Origin of the sequence: Andreesenia angusta, assembly GCF_001855385.1 — a bacterium.
GTDB lineage: Bacteria > Bacillota > Clostridia > Tissierellales > Gottschalkiaceae > Andreesenia > Andreesenia angusta.
In genome coordinates this window covers 26,233-44,250 of sequence record NZ_MKIE01000013.1, presented here as the reverse complement: position 1 = coordinate 44,250, position 18,018 = coordinate 26,233, and the positions used below count along the sequence as shown (strand labels likewise).

Below are 18,018 nucleotides of genomic sequence, written 5' to 3'. Positions count from 1 at the left end.
TCTGGAAGTGATAAGCGCTGAAGGCATCTAAGCGCGAAGCATCCCTCAAGATTAGATTTCCCATCTGGTTAACAGAGTAAGATCCCAGGAAGACTACCTGGTAGATAGGTCACAGGTGTAAGGGCAGTAATGTCTTCAGCTAAGTGATACTAATAGATCGAGGACTTGACCAAAAGAATGTATTCACTGTGTAGTTTTGAGTGTACAGACGCTTAATAGAGAGACGAAAGTTTCTCAAAACAGAAGCGAGAATATTTCAATTCGAATAGCGTCGTGAATGTTATAGCTGAAATGCTGTGACAGAAGCGAGTAAATCGTTTAGAAATCTGTGTGTCTGAGCGCAAGCAAGTTCGCAGATTTTAGATTTAGGAAGCTGAGAGAGCAGGACATTTCACATAACGTGAATGGCTGTGAGAGTGGAAATTCGAGCGACATATCCAGTGACGATAGCGAAGGGGTCACACCTGTTCCCATACCGAACACAGAAGTTAAGCCCTTCAGCGCCGATGGTACTTGGTTGGAAGCGACCTGGGAGAGTAGGACGTCGCTGGTTTTTTATTTTTTGGAGAATGCATATACGAATTGAAAGATTGTCTAAGGCATTGGTTTAATAAATAACCAATGCCTTTTTGTTTTACAGAAAGCTATGTGAAACTTTGTGTTTTAAAAGTCATACAGGGTATAATATAATATACCTATACAGCAGTAAAGAGCAGTAAAGCTGGAATTACTAAAAAAAATACAATAATTTTATAGAAAAATACAAAAAAATATGTTAAAAAAACTCTAAAAATAATGTATTATATAGCTAACGAACTGTAAAAGATCAATTTAAAAACCGAGGGGAGAAAAGAATGAGAAAACTAGCAAAAAAGGCTATTCTCTATTTAGAGAAAATAGGGTATGTCCCGACCGGGTCCTTAGGGACCGTGGAAGAGAGAAAAAGATGTAAAATTTTATCGAATATTATGATTGGGTTTTCACTGGCGATAATATTGTTTGGGGTTTTGATGGACAGCCCTGCAAATATACTGCCTGGACTGTTCAATATAATAATAGAGCCGGATTATCTTATAACGGACTATATCGGTGTTGGAGGAATAGGAGCCACATTTGTAAACGCGGGTCTCTTGACTCTTATGGCCACAGTTCTTCTTCTCAAGATGAAGGACATAGAGTTTAAGGGTATGAGCCTTGCAGCCATACTGACTTTTTCAGGATTCTCTTTCTTTGGAAAGAATCTTGTAAACGTTTGGCCTATAATGATAGGTGTATACCTGTATGCAAGATGGAAAAAGGAAAGTTTTTCTAAACACGTGTATACAGCACTATTCGGAACGGCACTTGCACCGATGATAACCTCAATAGCACTGGAAATGCCATATTCTACTCCAGTGAATATAGTCATTGCAGCTGTCGCTGGTGTAGGTATAGGGTTTATATTCGCACCTGTGGCGGCGGAACTTGTTAAGTTCCACCAAGGATTTGATCTTTACAACATAGGGTTTGCAGCGGGAATGATAGGTACTATGATTGTTCTAGTTGCAAAATCTTACGGATTTGCTCAAGAGCCAAGACTTATATGGACAGACACTTACACTTTTGAGATAGGTGTACTGATATATGCTATATCAGCTGTATTTGTACTGCTGGGACTGCTGCTTGGCGGGAAGAGAGCCATAGAAGGGTTTAAGAAGATACTATGCACATGTGGAAGGCTCTTCGGCCATGGGTATGTAGAGCGAGCTGGCTTTGCTGCTACGCTTATAAACATGGGAGTCACACTTGCCTTTATGACAACGTTTATACTGCTGATAGGTGGCGATTTAAACGGTCCTGTGCTTGCCGGACTGCTTACTGTAATGGGATTTGCAGCTATGGGAAAAAACTTGAGAAATATAATACCGATACTGATAGGTATTATGCTTGGAGGACTCACAAAGACTTGGAGCATAAACGATCCAGCCATAATACTGGCTTTCTTGTTTGGTACAGGCTTAGCACCTGTAAGCGGAGAGTTCGGACCTATATTCGGGATACTTGTAGGGTTTGTACACTCTTCAGTGGTGCTTAACGTGGGATCGCTTCATGGAGGGTTTAACCTATACAACAATGGTTTCTCTATAGGTATAGTTACAGGATTCCTAATACCAGTTATGGAGACAATAAAGAAAGTCAAGGTCATAAGGCTAGGGGATGAGAATCACAAGGCTCATATGGAAGAGGTAGAGAAGAGCCTGGTCTCTCTTGAAATCGAGGGTGAAGTGGCCAACGTTATGAATTCAAGCCTTGAAGTAGAGCCAGACTAATATATTATAAAAGCGGAGCGAAAGCTTCGCTTTTGTATTGACAGAGATGATATAAGATGTTATACTTATGAAGTTAGATATCTAGTGACGATAGCGAGGGGGTCACACCTGTTCCCATACCGAACACAGAAGTTAAGCCCTTCAGCGCCGATGGTACTTGGTTGGAAGCGACCTGGGAGAGTAGGACGTCGCTAGTTTTTTTATTTTTTGGAAAAATAGCTTAAATAAAGGCCTGAGCTTTGGTATAATTGAACTGGGGTTATAAATAGCATATCTAGCGAGGGATATCAATGGGGAAAAATACAAGTATGGCTGAATATTATGAAGAAAAATTCGATAGCAACGATGACACCGTGACTCAACTTAAGCTTAAGATAGAGTCTGCCTTGGAGTGTCTAATATCCTATAAAATCGATACGAAACTAGAAGTTAGGAAGCATATGGAGAGCTTTTTTGAAGAATTAAAAAAGTTTTCAGGAGATTTGGAAACGTTATCTCACACTGGGATAGAATACGAAAACAGGCTTCAAAAGTTTGACGAGGTGAACAGGGACACTCATGAATTTTTCTCAGTGGCATTAGAAGGCATAGCCAAGGCCAGAGAAGGCATAAAGCAGCTTGAGTTTAAGATAGAACATAAAAATGACTTTCAAAGTAGCGGAGAGGATTTCATAGAGCTCGAACGAGAGTACACCAATATGACTTCGAATGGAAGAGTGCTTATAGTAGACGACGACATACTGATACTCAGCATAATGAACAGAGCGCTGGAGATGAGAGGATACGAGGTAATAGTGACATCTAATCCCCATGAGGTGGGAGACATAGTCAACTCAAAAGACATAGATTTAGCCATTGTGGACTTAATAATGCCGGAGCTCGATGGTTTTCAGGTTTTCGAAAATATAAGGGTTCACAGCCCAGAGCTTCCAATCGTATTTCTGACAGGGAGAGACCATACAGAGACAAAGATAGATGCACTTAAGCGAGGTGCAGAGGACTACATAGTTAAGCCATTTAAAGTTGAAGAGGTCTTGGCCAGAATAGACGGAATCATGAAGCGGAAAAGCACTTACAAGTTCAATATAAATATAGATGAACTGACAGGCGCATACACCAGAAAGTGCTTTGCATCTAAGATAACAGGATATCTTGCAAATGCGAAGGCAGGCAAGCCCGTAGCGCTTAGCTTTATGGACCTGGACAAGTTCAAGAGCATAAACGACACATACGGACATCTAGTGGGAGACGAAATTCTAAAGCGTTTTGTGGTAGATGCCAAGACATACCTTGAATTTGCAAAGATATTCAGGTTCGGAGGCGACGAGTTTCTTCTCTTGATAGAGAATAGCTCTGAGGAAGAGGCAAAAGAGATACTTGAGAGCTTTAGAGAGCAAGTAAACGGAAAAGATCACAAGATAGACGGGATAGAGGACATCATAAAGATAGGACTCAGCATAGGCCTTACAGAACTTAAGCCACACGACCAAGTGTCTAAGCTTCTAGACAGGGCGGACAAGGCGCTTTACAAGGCTAAGGAAAGCGGAAGAAACCAGACAGTCGCCTATTCAGATATAGTTAAAAGCAATATATGTAAAAAGAAAATACTCATAGTAGATGCTGAAAATGTAGCCTCTAATATAGTGAAGAGCAGGCTTAAGTCCCTGGACTACAGCGTGAAACTGGCAGACGAGCTTGAAGACATAGAGGTGAGTCTGAAAAAAGACATGGACCTTGTGATACTGGACTTCAAGACTTACAGAGAAAATAAAGAAAAACTGGACGATATGGACATACTGAAGCACAAAGTGCTCTTGATGATTTCTGAGTCAGAGAGAAAGCAGCTAAGGCCTTCAGATGTATTCGAGATAGACGAAATAGTTATGAAGCCGGTTTCGGTGAACGAAGTGGAAAAGAAAGTTAGAAAAATGATGTCTTAAAGTATAGGCGATAAATCGCTTATACTTTATTTTTTTTGTATAATTGCTGTATAATTAGAGCTAAGAGGTGATGCAAATGAGGGACATAGAAATGGCTCAAATAGTCGGGGCTGTTAAAGAGATGTGCATAGAGGCAAACTACAGGCTTGAAGACGACGTTGTGGAATCCATACACAGCTCTCTGTCGAGCGAGGGCTCGGAGATGGCAAGAGAGATACTGGGGGATATGATAGAGAACTTGGATATAGCTGACAAGAATTCAATGCCCATATGCCAGGACACGGGGATGGCTGTTTTCTTTGTAGAGATAGGCAGAGATGTCCATCTAGAAGGAGACATCACAGAGGCGATAAACGAAGGCGTAAGACAGGGCTACAAAGAGGGCTGCTTGAGAGCCTCTATAGTAGGAGATCCACTTCTCAGGGTAAACACAGGAGACAACACTCCAAGCGTGATATACTACGACATAGTGGCAGGTGACGAAATAGTCATAAAGTTTGCACCCAAGGGGTTCGGAAGTGAGAACATGGGCAAGCTCAAGATGCTTAAACCTTCGGACGGGATAGAAGGGGTCAGGAAGTTTGTTATAGACACTGTGAGAGAGGCTGGACCAAACCCCTGCCCTCCGATAGTTGTAGGTGTTGGAATAGGCGGGACTATGGACAAGGCCTGCCAGATTGCCAAGAAGGCGCTGTTCAGGAATTTGAACTCCAGTCATCCGGAAGAACATATAGCGAATCTAGAGAGGGAGCTGCTGTCGGAGATAAACAAGCTTGGGATAGGTCCTCAAGGCTTTGGGGGCGACACCACTTCGCTAGGAGTTAATATAGAGACGTACCCTACACATATAGCTGGACTTCCAGTGGCGGTCAATATAAACTGCCACGTGTCCAGACACAAAGAGTGCAGGATATAAGGGGGGATTTGAATTGAAGATAAAAGCACCGCTCGATTCAGAGACTGTCGAAAAGCTTAAGGCTGGAGACAGAGTAGAGATAAGTGGATATATATATACGGGAAGAGACTCCGCCCACAAGAGGATGATAGAGGATCTGGAGAGCGGAGAGGGGCTTCCCTTCGACATAGAGAACCAGATCATATACTACACGGGGCCATGCCCACCTAAGGAAGGCCAGATAATAGGGTCAGCAGGACCTACGACATCTTACAGGATGGACAGTTACACCCCGAAGCTGCTAGAACTCGGGCTGAAAGGCATGATAGGAAAAGGGCTCAGAGACAGTGAAGTGGTGCAGAGCATGGTGGAGAATAGAGCTGTCTACTTTGGAGCGAGTGGAGGGCTAGGAGCCCTTATAGCGAGCAAGATAAAGTCTGTGGAAGTAATAGCCTATGATGACCTAGGCACTGAGGCCATAAGGAAGCTCTACGTGGAGGACTTTCCGGCTGTAGTGGTGATAGATGCAAATGGAAGAAGCATATACGACAGGGAGGAGCGATAGAAATGGATAAAAGAGAAATGGCGTTAAAACTGCATAGAGATAATAAGGGGAAGCTGGAGATAGTCTCGAAAGTTCCTGTTACAAATGGAGAGGAGCTTTCGCTTGCGTATACTCCTGGAGTTGCCGAGCCTTGCAAGGAGATAGAGAAGAACAAGGAAGATGTGTACCTCTACACCGCAAAGGGGAACACGGTGGCTGTCATAACAGACGGGTCAGCTGTACTGGGGCTTGGAGACATAGGCCCGGAAGCTTCGCTGCCTGTTATGGAGGGGAAATCTATCCTGTTCAAGGAGTTCGGAAATATAGACAGCATACCTATATGCATAGATTCGAACGACGTGGAGGACATAATAAAGACTGTCAAGCTTATAAGCCCGTCACTTGGGGGAATAAACCTAGAGGATATATCTGCGCCACGTTGCTTTGAGATAGAGGAGAGGCTCAAGGCAGAGCTTGACATACCGGTATTCCATGACGATCAACATGGGACGGCAGTCGTAGTTCTGGCTGGAATTTTAAACAGCGTGAGGCTTCTAGACAAGGACATGTCTGAGCTTAAGATAGTTGTGAACGGATCGGGAGCAGCCGGAATAGCCATCACAAAACTGCTCCTAAAAGTGGGAGTTGGCGACGTAATCCTCTGCGATACAAAAGGGGCCATATATGAAGGCAGAGACAATATGAACAGCACCAAGATAGAGATGGCTTCAATTACAAACAGAGGCAAAGAGAGTGGAACGCTTTCAGACGTCATAGTCGGAAAAGACGTGTTCGTAGGGGTTTCCGCACCGAACAGCCTTACGCAGGCGATGGTCAAGACCATGGGGAAAGACGCCGTGGTGTTTGCACTCTCAAACCCCGTGCCGGAGATATACCCTGACCAGGCCAAGGCAGCTGGAGCAAGGATAGTGGCTACGGGAAGGTCGGACTTCCCTAACCAGATAAACAATGTGCTGGCTTTTCCTGGCATATTCAGAGGTGCTCTTGATATCAGGGCAAAGGCTATAACAGACGAGATGAAGATAGCGGCAGCTGAGGCCATAGCTTCGATAGTTCAGTACGACGAGCTTTCAGAGGACTATATAATCCCAGACCCTTTCAACAGAGAAGTAGTAAAGAGAGTGGCCAAGGCTGTTGAATTCGCTGCAATGGAGAACGGGAATTGCTAGATTTTCTAAAGCGCTACGCGGCTTCCAAAACAGTCAGGTTCCATATGCCTGGTCATAAGGGGAAGATTGAGGAAGAAGCACTAGGAGAAGCAGCGAAGCTGGATATAACGGAGATAGAGGGAAGCGACAACCTTCAGAATCCAGAGGGCATAATACTGGAGAGCCAGAGAAGAGCTGCCAAGCTCTTTGGCTCGAGAGAGACTATCTATCTTGTAAACGGAAGTACTTCTGGGATATACGCCGCTATAACCGGCTCGATAGGCCCTGGAGAAAAACTACTGCTCCAGAGGAATTCCCATGGGGCTGCCTATAACGCCGTGGTGCTTGGGGACATAGATACAGAGTATATCTACCCTGAGTACAGCGAAGAGCTGGGGTTGCCACTGGGGATTGACATAGTGAAGCTAGAGCGAGCACTTGACGAGTCACCCGACATAAGGGTCGTGTTTGTAACTTCACCATCTTACTATGGCATATGCTTGGATTTAGAGAGCATAGCGAAAGCAGTGCATGATAGAGGAGCGATACTGATAGTGGATGAAGCTCATGGGTCGCATCTCTCCATGAGCGATGGATTTCCAAAGTCTGCAGTCCAGAGTGGGGCCGATATGGTTGTCCAGAGCACGCACAAGACGCTGCTTGGCATGACCCAGACAGCTATGCTCCATATAAACTCCGACAGGGTGGATTCAAACAGAGTCAAGAAGATGGCCAGGATGTACCAGTCCACAAGCCCGTCCTATGTGCTTATGGCATCTATTGACCACACGGTCACATATCTTTCGGAGAACAGGGAGCGTATTTTCGAAGACTACCTTGGAAAGCTGGAGGCTGCGAGACAGAGCATTTCAAGCATAGCTGGGGTGAAGCTCTTGGGAGAAGGCGATATCCCACGCGGGACAGAGCTGGACAAAAGCAAAATAGTGTTTTCAGTGGAAGGGATACCAGGAAAAAAACTAGAGCGGGAATTGAGGTCAAGAGGCATAGAGCTTGAGATGAGCGACTTCAGGTACGGGGTGGCGCTCAGCACTTTTATGGACTCAGAGGATGACCTGAAATCACTGGCTCAAGCTTTAGAGGATATAAGCTTAAACGTTGTAGGCAGAGAAAATGAGACCGTGAAAGTTCCGAAGCTCTACTCAGAAGTTCCAGAGAAAAATCTCAGCCAGAGAGAGGCCTTCTACAGCGAGGCTGAGAAAACAAAGCTAAAAGACTCGGTCGGGAAAACCGTGGCATCCGCTATAACTCCGTATCCCCCGGGAATACCGCTGCTTGTGCCGGGAGAGGTTGTAGAGGAAGATACGATAAGCTGTATAGAGACGCTTATAGACAGAGGATATGCTGTGCTGGGCGTTTCAGACGGGAAAATAGACACCATAAGAGAGGTTTAGAAATGGACAAGGGAAAACTTATAATAATAGAGAGCGGCTCGGACGGAAGCGGAAAGGCGACTCAGACAGAGAAGCTCTACAACAGGCTGAAGACTGAAGGCTACAGAGTCAGAAAAGTCACTTTTCCAAACTACGAAAGTGAATCATCTGCACTTGTGAAGATGTACCTCAGAGGGGACTTTGGAAAGAACGCCGAGGACGTAGACCCGTATACGGCGTCCACTTTTTTTGCCATGGACAGATATGCATCCTACAAGACAGACTGGGGGGACTTCTACGAAAGTGGAGGCATAGTCATCTCAGACAGATATACCACTTCCAATATGGTGCACCAAGGGGCCAAGATGGAGTCTGGGACAGAGCTAGAAAGCTATCTCGACTGGCTATACAATCTTGAGTACAAGATATACAAGATCCCCGAGCCGGACAGAGTGATTTTCCTGGATGTAGACCCTGAAATAAGCCAGAGGCTTATGAAAGACAGAGAAAACAAGATAGACGGGAGCAAGGAAAAGGACATACATGAAAGCGACAGCGAATACCTTGAAAAGTCCTACAGAAATGCGCTACATATAGCCGAAAAATACTCCTGGGAAAAAGTGGGCTGTGTGGAAGGCGGAGAGCTTATGGGTATAGATAGAATAGCTGAAATTGTATATAGAAAGGCAGTAGAGACAATACGGGGGGAAGAGAAATGAAACTAGTGATAGCAATAGTTCAGGACGAAGACGTAAGAGATTTGGTAGATGCCCTTAGAGACAAGAAGATAGGGGCTACAAAGCTTTCATCCACTGGAGGGTTTCTGAGACAGGGAAATAGGACAGTGCTCATAGGTGTGGAGGAAGAGCGTGTTGAAGAGGTTATGGACATAATAGGCGAAAACTGCAGAAAGAGGGAGATCGTGGCTACAATCCCTCCTATGGTGGAGGAGGCGTCCATGATACTTCAGTCTTTCAACGTAAAAGTCGGAGGGGCAACTGTATTTGTGGTAGATGTAGAGCAGTTTAGGAAACTTTAGCAGTCTGAAAGGAAGAGCATATGACGCAGATAGTGGGAAACAAGAAGACGATTGAAAGGCTCAAGAAGTCAGCCGAGTCTGGAGAAATATCACATTCATACATCTTTGAAGGGTCAAATGGAATAGGAAAGAAGACTTTAGCCATGGAGTTCGCAAAGATGATACTCTGCACTTCTGACAGCAGGCCGTGCAAGGTCTGCTCTTCTTGCAGAAAGCTGGAGTCTGGAAACCACCCGGATCTATTTGTGGAGAGTGTAGGATCGGCAAAGGGCGGCTCGAAAACCACATACTCTGTAGCCGACATAGAGAGGGTACAGTCCGAGATGAGGAAAAAGCCCAACGAAAGCGAGAAAAAGGTGTTCATAATCACGGAAGGGGAAAAGCTCTCCGTAGACGCCCAGAACAAGTTTCTAAAGACAATAGAGGAGCCCATGCCAAATGTAGTGACTATAATACTTGTGGACAACGCAAGTAAGCTCTTGAAGACAACTGTATCCAGGTGCCAGAGTATAAAGCTAGAACGGGTTTCTCCTGAAGAGATGAAATCATATCTAGAGGACGAATTTGGAAATGTGGAGAAGCTTGAGACTGTTATAGCTTTTTCAGACGGAAACATAGGGAAGGCAGTGGGGCTTTTGAGTGACGAGAGCTTCAAAGAGAGAAGAGAAAAGACTATAGACATAATCTCGGACACTATGGAAAAAGACATCACAAAAGTGTTTTCAAACGTGAAGTACTTTGAAGGCGAAAAAGAGCATATATACGAGATAATGGACCTGATTACATCCTATTTCAGAGACCTGCTTGTGATTAAAAAGACAGGCGGCGAAGAGCATATCATAAACAGAGATAAAATAAGGAGATTAAAAACTCAAACAGGTATACTCTCATCGTGCCAGATCTATGATATAGTTAGGAGAGTAGAAAACGCCAAGCTCGACATAGGGCGGAACGTGAACTATCAGCTCGTTGTAGAGCTTTTGCTCTTGAAAATACATGGACTGTCCAGTGGAGATGGCGCTTAGGGCCAGAGCCGAGAAGGGAGATAGAAATGACAAAAGTAGTAGGAGTGAGATTCAAAAAGGCCGGGAAGATTTACTATTTTGACCCGGGCGAACTTCAGATAGATAAAGATGACGACGTCATAGTCGAGACAGCTAGAGGCATAGAGTATGGATCTGCCGTCATAGGGATGAAGGAAGTAGACGAAAAAGACGTGATACCGCCTCTGAAGAAAGTGATGAGAATAGCTACAGAGGAAGACACCAGAGCTTTCAAGGAGAGCAAAGCCAAAGAGTCAGAGGCTTTTAGGATATGCATGGAGAAGATAAAAGAGCACAGCCTGGACATGAAGCTGATAGATGTGGAGTATACATTTGACAACAAAAAGGTCATATTCTACTTCACGGCCGAGGGAAGGGTGGACTTCAGGGAGCTTGTAAAGGACCTGGCCTCTATATTCAGGATGAGGATAGAGCTAAGGCAGATAGGCGTGAGAGACGAGGCAAAAGTCATAGGGGGGCTTGGACCATGCGGAAAGCCGCTCTGTTGCGCCACTTTTCTAGGCGAGTTTCACCCTGTGTCGATAAAGATGGCAAAAGACCAGAACCTCTCGCTCAATCCGACAAAGATATCTGGAATATGCGGAAGGCTTATGTGCTGTCTCAAGTACGAGCATGACACATACGAGGAGATACTCAGAAGGATGCCAAACGTGGGCACAAGAGTAAGGACCTCTATAGGAACAGGTATAGTGGTTTCAACGTCTACGCTTCTAGAGCTTGTAAAGGTGAAGCTAAAGACAGACGAGGAGACAGAGGAGATACTGCCGTTTTTGCTGAGCGAGATAGAATACGAGAGGCCTAGAAACAGAAAGCCCAAGTCTAAAAAGATGGATATGACCCAGATCATAGACTTAGAAGGCATAGGCGAGGACGAGATAAGAGAGCTCAAGAAGCTTATGAAAGAGGAAAATTAGATATTTACAGAAATTTAAAAAAAGCTTTTAAACTTTGAAAAATAGTGTTACAATAACCTTGAGGTTTCTTTAATTAGATTTAATCTAGGAGGTGTATCTAAGATGGCTTACAAAATAATGGAGGCATGCATAAGCTGTGGAGCTTGTGAACCAGAGTGTCCAGTAGGATGTATATCAGCAGGAGACGATCTATACGTTATAGATGAGTCTGCATGTATAGACTGCGGAGCTTGCGCTAACGTTTGTCCAGTAGACGCTCCAGTTCAGCAATAGTTCAGTGAGTAATAGCGAAAAGGCCCTTTCTGAGGGTCTTTTTTTATATTTGGAGGTGTATGATGGAGCTGAAAGCCGACGAGAGAATAGATGACCTTGGAATAAGGGGGTACAGGATAATCCAGAGCGAAAACGGATTCTGCTTTGGAATGGACGCTGTGCTGCTTGGAAACTATGCAAAGCCAAAGCACGGGGCCAAGGTAGTAGACCTTGGAACAGGGACGGGCATAATACCACTTATAGTAAACGGGAAAAACAACGTGGAAATAGTGCACGGGGTGGAGATACAGAGGGAAGTTGCCGAGATGGCGGAGAGAAGCGTGAAACTGAACTCCCTTGAAGAGAAGATAAAGATACACAATATAGACCTTAAAGAAGCTCCGGAAACGCTAGGAGTTAACATATACGACGTAGTGACTTCAAACCCGCCATACATGGCTATAGGAGAAGGGCTTGTGAATGAAAACGACAGAAAGCAGATTTCAAGGCATGAAGTCAGCTGTACAATAGAAGATGTCTGCAAAACAGCCAGCCGGCTGCTGAAGCACCATGGGAAGTTCTACATGGTTCACAGGCCAAGCAGGCTTGCAGATATATTTGTAAGCCTTAGGGCCAACAAGCTGGAGCCCAAGAAGATGAGGTTTGTGCACCCTAAAGTGAATGCAAAGCCAAACCTGGTGCTTATAGAGGCAGTCAAGTCTGCGAGGCCAGAATTGCTTATGGCAGAGCCTCTCTATATATACAACGAAGACGGAAGCTACACAGACGAAGTCCACGAGATATACGGACTCGACAGAGAACAAAAGGAGTGAGGGATTTGACAGGAAAACTCTATATATGCCCGACACCTATAGGAAATCTAGAGGACATAACCATAAGGACGCTTGAGACGCTTAAGCAAGTAGATCTTGTGGCCGCCGAGGACACAAGGCATACGCTGAAGCTGCTGAACCACTTTGAGATAAAGAAGCCCCTTACATCCTACCATGAGCACAACAAGTACGAAAAAGGCGGATATTTGGTGTCCAAGCTCATGGACGGAGAGGACATAGCGCTTGTATCTGACGCCGGAATGCCTGGGATATCAGACCCTGGCGAGGAGATTATAAAAGAGGCCATAGAGGCTGGAATAGAGGTTGTAGCGCTGCCTGGGCCGACTGCCTCTATAATGGCGCTGGTGGTATCTGGGCTGCCCACGGGAAAATTCGTATTTGAAGGCTTCCTGTCCTCTAAGAAGAGAGACAGAAGGAGCGAGCTTGAGCGCTTGAAAAACGAAGAGAGGACCATAATACTGTACGAGTCGCCTAGAAGGATAATGAACTTGCTAGAGGACATATTGCAGATTATGGGAGACAGGAAAGTAGCGCTTTCCAGAGAGCTTACAAAAAAGCATGAAGAGATAAACAGAGGAAGAGTATCGGAAGTGATAGCTGACTACAGTGACAGAGAAGTAAAGGGAGAGATAGTGCTGGTGCTTGAGGGGAACAGCGAACCGGAGGCCGAGGTAGAGAAGATGGAGTTCGAGAGCATAAGGGACCATATACTACACTATATGGAGAGCGGGCTTCCAAAGAAAGAGGCCATAAAGTCTGTGGCCAAGGACAGGAATATTCCGAAGAACGAAGTCTACAAAGAGAGCATAGACATATAAAAAGCCCCGGGCCTATTGGCCAGGGGCAATTCATTACTTTCTAGTAGCTGCCATCTCGTCAAGACAAGCTGGACAGATGTTTTTTCCTCTATAAGAAACAACGTCTTTGGCTTGTCCACAGAATATACAAGCTGGAGCGTACTTCTTAAGAATAATCTGCTCTCCGTCTACGTAGATCTCTAGAGCGTCCTTTTCAGCGATGTCTAGCGTTCTTCTGAGTTCTATGGGGATTACAACTCTTCCTAGCTCATCGACTTTTCTAACTATTCCAGTAGATTTCATCTAAATTTCCTCCTTTGAGATTATAAAAACCAGTGGTATGTTACATGATTATTCTACTATAAGGAAATAAATCTGTCAATTAATTCTATTACATTTAATAACATTTGCTCTAGAAAATGATCTATTAGACCTGTCTAGGCTAGGCTCTGTCTTGACAGAAACAGAAATTTAATATAGAATAAAAGCGATTTATAGCTTTCTTCTCAGGCGAGACAGAGAGCTTTTTTTGTATAAACGGAGGCGATGACTTGAAAAAAGACACTTTTTATATAACAACACCTATATACTACCCTAGTGACAATCTTCACATAGGGCATACCTACTGTACTGTGGCTACAGACACTGTTGCTAGGTTCAAGAGGATAATGGGCTACGACGTGAGGTTCCTTACTGGAACTGACGAGCACGGACAGAAGATAGAGACTGTGGCCAAGGAGAAAGGAGTTACTCCGAAAGAGTTCCTAGATGGAATAGTTTCCAACATACAGAAGCTTTGGAAGACGCTCGACATATCATATGACCACTTTATAAGGACTACAGACGAGAAGCACAAGCAGATAGTGCAGAATATATTTATGAAGCTGTATGAAAAAGGAGATATATACAAAGACGTGTACGAAGGCCATTACTGCACGCCTTGCGAGTCTTTCTGGACAGATAGCCAGCTTCAAGACGGGAAATGTCCAGACTGCGGAAGAGAAGTGAAGCTTGCGAAAGAAGAGGCCTACTTCTTCAGGCTGTCCAAATACCAGGACAGGCTTATGGAGCTTCTTCAAAGAGACGACTTCCTTCAGCCTGAGTCGAGAAGAAACGAGATGATAAACAACTTCCTAAAGCCAGGGCTAGAGGACCTATGCGTTACAAGATCCACTTTCGACTGGGGAATAAAGGTTCCATTCGACGAGGAGCACGTGATCTACGTATGGATAGATGCGCTTAGCAACTACATCACTTACCTCGGTTACTCTACAGAAGACGATGCAGATTTCCAAAAATACTGGCCTGCAGATGTCCATATGGTGGGCAAGGAGATAGTGAGATTCCACAGCATAATATGGCCTGCGATACTTATGGCCCTCGATGTAGAGCTGCCTAAGAAAGTGTTCGGGCACGGTTGGATACTGTTTGAAAACGACAAGATGTCCAAGTCAAAGGGAAATGTGATATACCCTGAGCCGCTTATAGAGCTTTACGGCGTGGACGCACTGAAGTACTTCCTGCTCAGGGAGTTCTCTTTCGGATCGGACGGCTCTTTTGTAAAAGAGAAGTTCCTTCAGCGAATAAACTCGGACCTTGCAAACGACCTAGGAAACCTTGTCAGCAGGACTGTGTCCATGATAGAGAAGTACAACGGAGGAGTTATACCGTCTCCAGGAGAGACAGGGGAAATAGACGCAAGCCTTATAGAGCTAGCCACATCCACTTCGGCCAAAGTAGAGAGCTATATAGACAATCTCAACTTAAGCCATGCGTTGGAGGAGATATGGAAGCTTATATCTAGGGCCAACAAGTACGTGGACGAGACTGCTCCTTGGGTGCTTGGAAAAGATGAGTCTCAAAAGAGCAGGCTAGACACAGTGCTCTACAATTTGGGGGAGACACTCAGGATAATATCCACACTAGTGAGACCGTTTATGGAGGCCACTTCAGACTCCATAAGATCTCAACTTGGAATAACAGGCGATATAGACTGGGCAGACCTTTCTGTTTGGGGAAAACTGGAGTCGGGAGTCTCCACCTCTAAAGTGCCTCCTATGTTCCCAAGGCTCGACATACCGAAAGAGCTTGAGAGGCTGAACGAGGAAAACGACAAGTTTGTGAAGATGAGAAAGGGAATAACGGAAGAAGAGCCAGAGCAGGAAGCGGAAGAAGATGGACTTATAACTATAGATGACTTCAGCAAAGTTGAGCTTAGGGTGGCAGAAGTTGTAAAGGCTGAAAAACATCCAGACGCAGACAAGCTGCTTGTGCTCCAGCTTAAAGTCGGAGAGGAACAGAGACAGGTTGTATCGGGCATATCCAAGCACTACGCGCCTGAAGACCTCTTAGGAAAGTCTGTGGTGCTTGTGTACAACTTGAAGCCTGTGGTGCTTAGAGGTATAGAGTCGCACGGCATGATACTAGCGGCTGACAAGGGCAAGAAGCTGACGCTTGTAAGCACTATGGATGAAATAAAGAGCGGAGCGAAGGTGAGATAATGGCGGCGAAACTCATAGACAGCCACGCCCATCTGGACGGCAGTCAGTTCGACGAGGACAGAGACGAACTTATAGCGAAGCTCTCAGAAGCTGGAGTGGAGATGGTCATAAACCCCGGGGCGAATATGGAATCTTCTAGGGAAATCGTGGAGCTTGTAAAGGCGCATAGCATAGTGTACGGAGCAGTGGGAGTTCACCCTCACGACACCGTGGACATGGTGGATTCAGATATAGAAGAGCTTAGGACGCTTGCTAGGAGAGAGAAGATAGTAGCGATAGGGGAGATAGGGCTTGACTATTACTACGACCACTCGCCAAGGGAAGTGCAGAAGCAGAGGTTCAGGGAGCAGATAGCGCTAGCAAAGGAGCTCGACCTTCCAATCATAGTCCACGAGAGAGATGCGGCCCAGGATGTGTTCGACATAATCTCAAGCGAGGCCGACGGGAAGCTCAGAGGTGTAATACACTGTTACTCGGGAAGCGCAGAGATGGCAAGAGAGTATATAAAGCTGGGCTTCTATATATCATTTGCAGGACCGGTGACTTTCAAAAACGCCAAGAAGCCTAAAGAAGTGGCGGCGGAAATTCCGCTTGAGCATCTGCTCGTAGAGACGGATTCACCTTATATGGCGCCGGTGCCATACAGGGGAAAGCGAAACGACCCTTCATATGTAAGGTATATAGCGGAGACTATAGCAGAGCTAAAAGGCATCAGCTACGAGCAAGTGGCAGAGCAGACAAATAGGAATGCAAAGCAGTTGTTTTTCAAGTGAAAAGACAAGGTTCAAATATACAGGAAAGCTTAGAGGAAGAGATAAAATGCTCTTCCTCTTTTTTTGTTCAATTCATTTTCAGGAAAAGAAGAGGAAACACGAACTTTAAGGCGATGAAAAAACCCTTAAGTTCGAAAAAAAATGCTCTTACAATCCTGAGGACAAATTAAATCCTAAAAACACAAGCGCTGAAATCAAGCTATATAGGGATACCTAGAGGGGCGGTGCAAAAAAACAAACAAAAAAACGCCAATCTATGTTTAAAATCTAAAATCTGTATCGACAAACGTTGAAAAACAGGGCACAGAGAAAAATATTAAGAAAATGTAACAATTAAAGAAAAGGCTTTCCTGAAGTGGCATGGGCAAAAAAGGGAAATGACGAATCAAGCTAAATACAACGATTAGAACACTGGAGCTTTGTAAAGTTACAAAATAGTTACATGTAAATAACTGAAGTTTGACAGGAGGACCGGATTTTCATAAAATAAGAGGAGTCAAATGACTGGGAGGTATAAATATATGAAAAAGCTAGTTGAAGGGAAGAAAGTCATAGTCGCATTGCTGGCAATGATTTTAGTAACTGCAACAGTTGGAATGGGAGTTTACGACTTCGGTGTAAAATCTGGATCTCTAGAGATAGATGGAAAGGTAGAGGAGATAAAGACTAACACAGAGACAGTTGGAGAGCTTCTAGAGGAAAAAGGCGTATCGCTGGAAAAGGAAGACAAGCTAAATGCAGATATAGATGAAAAGCTTAAAGACGAGTTTTCAATATCAATCAAAAAGGCGGTGCCTGTGGTCATAACTGCAGACGGAAGCTCCAAAGAGCTGAAGACGGCGGAGAGCACAGTTGCAGAAGTGCTGAAGTCGAAAGGCATATACTACGACAAAGTGGACAGAGTCGAGCCTGGGCTTGAGACAGAAGTCACTCCACATATGGAGATAGAGCTGGTAAGGGTTACAGAGGCCTACAAGAAAGTCCAAGAAGAGATAGCCTACGAGACAGAGACAAAGGAAAATCCTGAACTGCCGAAGGGACAGACAAAGACAGTCCAAGCGGGGGAAAAGGGAGTGAAAGAGAAGGAAGTAAAAGAGGTATATGAAAACGGAGCGCTAGCTTCAACTGAAACTCTAAGCGAAGCAGTCTCAAAAGAGCCTGTGAAGGAGATAGTGGAGAAGGGCACAAAGGAAGCAGTAGTTGCCAGCAGATCTTCAAGCTCTAGATCTGGAGCTGTGGCTTCAGGAGGAAATGTAAGCGGAAGCGGAATGGTGTTCAACGCATCGGCGTATGACGACTCTCCAGAGCAGAACGGAGGATACGCTGGAATAACTGCCATGGGAACTAGACTTAGACCAGGTGTTGTAGCTGTAGATCCAAGAGTTATACCGCTGGGATCTAGAGTCTATATAGAGTATATGGATGGTACGCCTTGGGGATACGGAATAGCCGAAGACACAGGCGGAGCTATAAAGGGAAACAAGATAGACATATACATGCAGAGCGGAACTATGGAGTTCGGCAGAAGGAGCATGAGAGTTTATATAGTAAACTAAAAAAGTTTAAAGGCGCTGGT

At 44.8% G+C, this 18,018-nt stretch carries 17 protein-coding genes and 3 rRNA genes; 19 read left to right on the top strand and 1 reads right to left on the bottom strand.

Translation table 11 applies throughout. From position 1 onward, the window contains the following. The 16 genes from EUAN_RS10880 to rsmI form a co-directional block, all read left to right on the top strand. A 23S ribosomal RNA gene (locus EUAN_RS10880) occupies positions 1-173 on the top strand; the annotation flags it as partial. Positions 174-436: 263 nt separating this feature from the next. Beyond that, positions 437-553, top strand: a 5S ribosomal RNA gene (gene rrf, locus EUAN_RS10875). A gap of 415 nt (positions 554-968) precedes the next feature. Next, positions 969-2,309, top strand: a complete 1,341-nt coding sequence (locus tag EUAN_RS10870) for a DUF1576 domain-containing protein (RefSeq protein WP_211266357.1) — start codon at positions 969-971, stop codon at positions 2,307-2,309. Between the two features lie 80 nt (positions 2,310-2,389). Beyond that, positions 2,390-2,506: ribosomal RNA gene (gene rrf, locus EUAN_RS10865) — 5S ribosomal RNA — on the top strand. Positions 2,507-2,599: 93 nt separating this feature from the next. Then, complete coding sequence (locus EUAN_RS10860; protein WP_071064430.1) at positions 2,600-4,249, top strand: diguanylate cyclase domain-containing protein; 1,650 nt, start codon at positions 2,600-2,602, stop codon at positions 4,247-4,249. 76 nt (positions 4,250-4,325) lie between these two features. Next, the gene (locus EUAN_RS10855) at positions 4,326-5,165 is read left to right on the top strand and encodes a fumarate hydratase (RefSeq protein ID WP_071064428.1); all 840 of its coding nucleotides are present in this window, start codon (positions 4,326-4,328) and stop codon (positions 5,163-5,165) included. 13 nt (positions 5,166-5,178) lie between these two features. Beyond that, positions 5,179-5,709, top strand: a complete 531-nt coding sequence (locus EUAN_RS10850; protein WP_071064426.1) for a Fe-S-containing hydro-lyase — start codon at positions 5,179-5,181, stop codon at positions 5,707-5,709. Positions 5,710-5,711: 2 nt separating this feature from the next. Beyond that, on the top strand, positions 5,712-6,878 hold the full coding sequence (locus EUAN_RS10845) for an NAD(P)-dependent malic enzyme (RefSeq protein WP_071064425.1): 1,167 nt from the start codon (positions 5,712-5,714) through the stop codon (positions 6,876-6,878). Continuing rightward, the gene (locus EUAN_RS10840) at positions 6,872-8,269 is read left to right on the top strand and encodes an aminotransferase class I/II-fold pyridoxal phosphate-dependent enzyme (RefSeq protein ID WP_071064423.1); all 1,398 of its coding nucleotides are present in this window, start codon (positions 6,872-6,874) and stop codon (positions 8,267-8,269) included. Before EUAN_RS10845 ends, EUAN_RS10840 begins: the two co-directional genes overlap by 7 nt. Before the next feature lie 2 nt (positions 8,270-8,271). Beyond that, positions 8,272-8,967, top strand: coding sequence for a deoxynucleoside kinase (locus EUAN_RS10835; protein ID WP_071064421.1), 696 nt, complete (start codon positions 8,272-8,274; stop codon positions 8,965-8,967). Next, positions 8,964-9,287 carry a cyclic-di-AMP receptor gene (locus EUAN_RS10830; RefSeq protein WP_071064419.1) on the top strand — a complete coding sequence of 108 codons (324 nt, stop codon included), beginning with the start codon at positions 8,964-8,966 and terminating at the stop codon, positions 9,285-9,287. Before EUAN_RS10835 ends, EUAN_RS10830 begins: the two co-directional genes overlap by 4 nt. Positions 9,288-9,307: 20 nt before the next feature. Next, positions 9,308-10,312, top strand: a complete 1,005-nt coding sequence (locus tag EUAN_RS10825) for a DNA polymerase III subunit (RefSeq protein ID WP_071064417.1) — start codon at positions 9,308-9,310, stop codon at positions 10,310-10,312. A 26-nt stretch (positions 10,313-10,338) separates the two neighbouring features. Further along, on the top strand, positions 10,339-11,265 hold the full coding sequence (locus EUAN_RS10820; RefSeq protein WP_071064415.1) for a PSP1 domain-containing protein: 927 nt from the start codon (positions 10,339-10,341) through the stop codon (positions 11,263-11,265). A 102-nt stretch (positions 11,266-11,367) separates the two neighbouring features. Further along, complete coding sequence (locus tag EUAN_RS10815; protein WP_071064413.1) at positions 11,368-11,538, top strand: DUF362 domain-containing protein; 171 nt, start codon at positions 11,368-11,370, stop codon at positions 11,536-11,538. Between the two features lie 62 nt (positions 11,539-11,600). Next, positions 11,601-12,350, top strand: a complete 750-nt coding sequence (locus EUAN_RS10810) for a tRNA1(Val) (adenine(37)-N6)-methyltransferase (RefSeq protein ID WP_071064411.1) — start codon at positions 11,601-11,603, stop codon at positions 12,348-12,350. 5 nt (positions 12,351-12,355) lie between these two features. Further along, positions 12,356-13,189 carry a 16S rRNA (cytidine(1402)-2'-O)-methyltransferase gene (gene rsmI, locus EUAN_RS10805; protein WP_071064409.1) on the top strand — a complete coding sequence of 278 codons (834 nt, stop codon included), beginning with the start codon at positions 12,356-12,358 and terminating at the stop codon, positions 13,187-13,189. Positions 13,190-13,222: 33 nt separating this feature from the next. On the opposite strand, the gene EUAN_RS13025 is transcribed toward rsmI, so the two are convergent. After that, the gene (locus tag EUAN_RS13025) at positions 13,223-13,471 is read right to left on the bottom strand and encodes an AbrB/MazE/SpoVT family DNA-binding domain-containing protein (protein ID WP_071064407.1); all 249 of its coding nucleotides are present in this window, start codon (positions 13,469-13,471) and stop codon (positions 13,223-13,225) included. A 248-nt stretch (positions 13,472-13,719) separates the two neighbouring features. Between EUAN_RS13025 and metG the strand changes: the two genes are divergently transcribed. From metG to EUAN_RS10785, 3 genes are all read left to right on the top strand, one after another. Then, positions 13,720-15,669 (top strand): methionine--tRNA ligase, encoded by a 1,950-nt coding sequence (metG, locus tag EUAN_RS10795; RefSeq protein ID WP_071064405.1) that lies wholly within the window; start codon positions 13,720-13,722, stop codon positions 15,667-15,669. Next, a complete protein-coding gene (locus tag EUAN_RS10790) occupies positions 15,669-16,442 on the top strand; it encodes a TatD family hydrolase (protein WP_071064403.1) in 774 nt (257 codons plus the stop codon). Before metG ends, EUAN_RS10790 begins: the two co-directional genes overlap by 1 nt. A gap of 521 nt (positions 16,443-16,963) precedes the next feature. Beyond that, a complete protein-coding gene (locus EUAN_RS10785) occupies positions 16,964-17,998 on the top strand; it encodes a resuscitation-promoting factor (RefSeq protein ID WP_071064401.1) in 1,035 nt (344 codons plus the stop codon). Positions 17,999-18,018 lie beyond the last annotated feature (20 nt).

Bases quoted from the DNA above. Each gene is read 5' to 3' on its own strand.
- EUAN_RS10870 (WP_211266357.1), top strand. From the start codon at position 969: ATGATTGGGTTTTCACTGGCGATAATATTGTTTGGGGTTTTGATGGAC.
- EUAN_RS10860 (WP_071064430.1), top strand. From the start codon at position 2,600: ATGGGGAAAAATACAAGTATGGCTGAATATTATGAAGAAAAATTCGAT.
- EUAN_RS10855 (WP_071064428.1), top strand. From the start codon at position 4,326: ATGAGGGACATAGAAATGGCTCAAATAGTCGGGGCTGTTAAAGAGATG.
- EUAN_RS10845 (WP_071064425.1), top strand. From the start codon at position 5,712: ATGGATAAAAGAGAAATGGCGTTAAAACTGCATAGAGATAATAAGGGG.
- EUAN_RS10835 (WP_071064421.1), top strand. From the start codon at position 8,272: ATGGACAAGGGAAAACTTATAATAATAGAGAGCGGCTCGGACGGAAGC.
- EUAN_RS10830 (WP_071064419.1), top strand. From the start codon at position 8,964: ATGAAACTAGTGATAGCAATAGTTCAGGACGAAGACGTAAGAGATTTG.
- EUAN_RS10825 (WP_071064417.1), top strand. From the start codon at position 9,308: ATGACGCAGATAGTGGGAAACAAGAAGACGATTGAAAGGCTCAAGAAG.
- EUAN_RS10820 (WP_071064415.1), top strand. From the start codon at position 10,339: ATGACAAAAGTAGTAGGAGTGAGATTCAAAAAGGCCGGGAAGATTTAC.
- EUAN_RS10815 (WP_071064413.1), top strand. From the start codon at position 11,368: ATGGCTTACAAAATAATGGAGGCATGCATAAGCTGTGGAGCTTGTGAA.
- EUAN_RS10810 (WP_071064411.1), top strand. From the start codon at position 11,601: ATGGAGCTGAAAGCCGACGAGAGAATAGATGACCTTGGAATAAGGGGG.
- EUAN_RS13025 (WP_071064407.1), bottom strand. From the start codon at position 13,471: ATGAAATCTACTGGAATAGTTAGAAAAGTCGATGAGCTAGGAAGAGTT.
- EUAN_RS10790 (WP_071064403.1), top strand. From the start codon at position 15,669: ATGGCGGCGAAACTCATAGACAGCCACGCCCATCTGGACGGCAGTCAG.
- EUAN_RS10785 (WP_071064401.1), top strand. From the start codon at position 16,964: ATGAAAAAGCTAGTTGAAGGGAAGAAAGTCATAGTCGCATTGCTGGCA.